We start from the raw sequence: 3564 nt of genomic DNA, 5'->3' as shown, positions 1-3564 counted from the left end.
CATTATACCAACCTCCGTTCCGCCTGAGCGAAGTCGAAGGCCAAGCGAATCCCTCACCTCACGCCCCCATCGCCTCCGCCGCGAGCGCTTCCGCCTCGATCAAAAGATCGTCATCCGCGCTCCCCGTCGCGACCTTCTCGCGCCCGATCAGCACCAGCACCGGGACCGCCAGCGGGCTCACCCGCTCCAGATCGACGTGCAGCATCGTACCCCCCGCCCGGTCGAGCAGGTTCGCCAGCCGCCCCACATCGGTCATCCGCGCCCGCGCATCATCCCACGCCGCCTGTAGCAGCAGATGGCCGGGCTCGTACTTCCTCAAAACGTCGTAGATCAGGTCGGTCGAAAAGGTCACCTGCCGCCCGGTCTTGCGCTTGCCGGGATGCTGGCGATCGACCAGCCCGCCGATCACCGCCACTTCGCGAAAGGCGCGCTTGAGCAGGTGCGATTGCTGCACCCAGTCGACGAACTCGTTTTCGAGGATGTCGGGCGAGAACAGACTGGCCGGATCGGTCACCTTCTCCAGCCCATAGCACGCCAGCGCATAGTCGCTGGCGACGAAGCCCAGCGGTTTCAGCCCCTGCGCCTCCATCCGCCGGGTGATGAGCATCCCCAGCGACTGATGCGCATTCCACCCCTCGAAGCTATAGGCGACCATGTAATGCCGCCCTTCGCGCGGGAAGGTCTCGACCAGCAACTGGCCGGGGCGGGGGAGGACCGAGCGGCGATCCTGCATCTCCAGCCAGTCGTGCACGTCCGGGGGAAAGCGATCCCATTCCTTCCGGTCGGCCAGGAACCCGCGCACCCGGTCGGCGAGGCTGGTCGACAGCGGCATCCGGCTGCCGCCATAGGTCGGGATGCGCGCAGGCCTAGAGGTGGCGCGGACGATCAGGTCCTCGCCGTCGATCGACTCCACCTCCAGGCTCAAACCGGCGAAGAAGAAGGTGTCGCCCGGCGCCAGCGTCGCGGCGAAGCCCTCTTCGACGCGGCCCAACTGGCGGCCGTTGCGGAAGCGGACCTTCAGCATCGTCGCCTCGACGATGATCCCGGCGTTCAGGCGGTGCTGCGCGACGAATTGAGGATGGGTGACGCGCCACAGCCCGTCGGGTTGCCGGACCAGCCGCTTGAACTTGTCATAGGCGCGCAGCGAATAGCCGCCGTCCGCGATGAAGTTGAGCACTCGGTCGAACGTTTCATCGTCCAAGGCCGAATAGGGCATGGCCGAGCGGATTTCGTCGAGCAGCGCGCCCTGCTCGAACGGCGCGGCGCAGGCACAGGCCATGACATGCTGCGCCAGCACGTCGAGCGCGCCGGGGCGGAAGATGTCGGGGTCCAGCTCGCCCGCCTCCACCGCATCGAGCGCGGCGCGTGCTTCCAGATATTCGAAGCGGTTGCCGGGGACCAAGATCGCGCGGCTCGATTCGTCCAGCCGGTGATTGGCGCGCCCGATCCGCTGGAGCAGCCGCGACGAGCCTTTGGGCGCGCCCATCTGGATCACGCAATCGACATCGCCCCAGTCGACACCGAGGTCGAGGCTGGCGGTCGCGACCAGCGCGCGGAGCTTGCCGTCGGCCATCGCCGCCTCGACCTTCTGCCGCGCTTCCAGCGACAGCGAGCCGTGATGGACGCCGATCGGCAGGCTCTTGTCATTGGCCTTCCACAAATCCTGGAAGATCAGCTCGGCCAGGCTGCGCGTGTTGCAGAACAGGATGGTGGTCCGGTTCGCCTCGATCACACGCATCACCTGCGCGGCGGCGTAGCGGCCCGAATGGCCGGCCCAGGGGATGCGATCCTCGGGCAGCAGGATCGAGATGTCCGGCGGCGCGCCCGGTTCGCCGGTGACGAGGCCGACCGCATCGATATCGCCATCGGGGGCCAGCCAGGCACGATAGCCGTCCGGGTCCGCCACCGTCGCCGACAGCGCGACGCGGCGCATGGCGGGGGCGATCCTCTGCAACCGCGCCATGCACAGGGACAGCAGGTCGCCGCGCTTGCCGGTGGCGAAGGCATGGACCTCGTCGACCACGATCGTCTTGAGGCTGGCGAACATTCCCTCGGCATCGGGATAGCTGAGGAGCAGCGACAGCGACTCCGGCGTGGTCAGCAGGATCTGCGGCGGCTTCACCCGCTGCCGCGCTTTCTTGTCGGACGAGGTGTCACCGGTGCGTGTCTCGACCCGGATGTCGAGGCCCATCTCCTCGATCGGCGTGACGAGGTTGCGGCGGATGTCGACCGCCAAGGCTTTCAGCGGCGAGACATAGAGGGTGTGGAGGCCCTCGCTCGGAGCTTCGATCAACTCGGTCAGGGTCGGCAGGAACCCCGCCAGCGTCTTGCCCGCGCCGGTGGTGGCGACGAGCAGCGCGTGGCGACCAGCTCGTGCTTCCTCCAGCATCGCCAACTGGTGGCTACGCGGCTGCCAGCCCTTGGCGGCGAACCAGTCGGTCAGGGCGGGCGGAAGGGAACCGGGGAGCATCCCGAAGGATATAGGTATCATGGTCAAGCTCGGCGACTGGATACAGCCCCATAAACACGGGATTTACGTGGCCCCCGCCGATGTCTGGGTCGATCCGTCCGAGCCCGAGTCACGCGCGCTGGTGACGCACGGCCATGCCGACCATGCGCGCGGCGGGCACGGCACCGTCTGGACGACGCCGGAAACGCTGGCGATCATGGAGGCGCGCTACGGCCCGCAGACCGGTGTGCCGGTCGGCTATGGCGAGACGATTCGGCTGGGCGAGGTGGACGTCAGCTTCGTGCCAGCGGGCCATGTGTTGGGATCGGCGCAGATCGTGCTCGATTATCGGGATGAGCGGGTGGTGGTGTCGGGCGATTACAAGCGCCGCGCGGACCCGACCTGTACGCCGTTCGAGCCGGTGAAGTGCGATGTCTTCGTCACCGAGGCGACCTTCGCGCTGCCCGTCTTCCGCCATCCCGAAACCGGCGACGAGATCGACAAGCTGATCGCGCGGCTGCACGCCAATCCGACGCGCTGCGTGCTGGTCGGCGCCTATGCGCTGGGCAAGGCGCAGCGGGTGATCGCCGAACTGCGGGTGCGCGGGCATGAGGCGCCGATCTATCTCCACGGCGCTTTGGCGCGGCTATGCGCGCTCTATCAGGAATTGGGCGTCGACCTGGGCGAACTGCGTATGGTGGCCGATACGCCCAAGGCCGAGATGGCGGGGCATGTCGTAATGTGCCCGCCGGGGGCGCTCAACGATCGCTGGTCGCGGCGACTGCCCGATCCGATTACCGCGATGGCCAGCGGCTGGATGCGGGTGCGCCAGCGTGCGCGGCAGAAGAATGTCGAGCTGCCGCTGATCCTGTCCGACCATGCCGACTGGGATGAGCTGACGAGCACGCTGACCGAGATCGCGCCGCGCGAGGTATGGGTGACGCATGGGCGCGAGGAGGCGTTGGTGCATTGGTGCGAGACCCGGCAGATGAAGGCGCGGGCCTTGGCGCTGGTGGGGTTTGAGGATGAGGATGATTGAGTCCCTTGGCCTTCGACTTCGCTCAGGCTGAACGGCTGTTGTAGATAGACATCTTCCCAAAACCCCGTTCAGGCTG

The 3564-nt window shown here is 67.2% G+C and carries 2 protein-coding genes; one reads left to right on the top strand and one right to left on the bottom strand.

Going from position 1 to position 3564, the window contains the following annotated elements:
* Window positions 1-58: 58 nt before the first annotated feature.
* Window positions 59-2470, bottom strand: a complete 2412-nt coding sequence (locus tag ACQKJZ_RS18600) for a ligase-associated DNA damage response DEXH box helicase (RefSeq protein ID WP_427733091.1) — start codon at window positions 2468-2470, stop codon at window positions 59-61.
* A 19-nt stretch (window positions 2471-2489) separates the two neighbouring features.
* On the opposite strand from ACQKJZ_RS18600, the gene ACQKJZ_RS18595 reads away from it, so the two are divergent.
* Window positions 2490-3488, top strand: coding sequence for a ligase-associated DNA damage response exonuclease (locus ACQKJZ_RS18595; RefSeq protein WP_427733089.1), 999 nt, complete (start codon window positions 2490-2492; stop codon window positions 3486-3488).
* The last annotated feature ends 76 nt before the right edge of the window (window positions 3489-3564 follow it).

The organism is Sphingomonas sp. NPDC019816 (genome assembly GCF_050274375.1).
Taxonomy (GTDB): Bacteria; Pseudomonadota; Alphaproteobacteria; order Sphingomonadales; family Sphingomonadaceae; genus Sphingomonas.
Note: the sequence above shows the minus strand (reverse complement) of the source record. Positions and strands in the feature narration are given on the sequence as shown.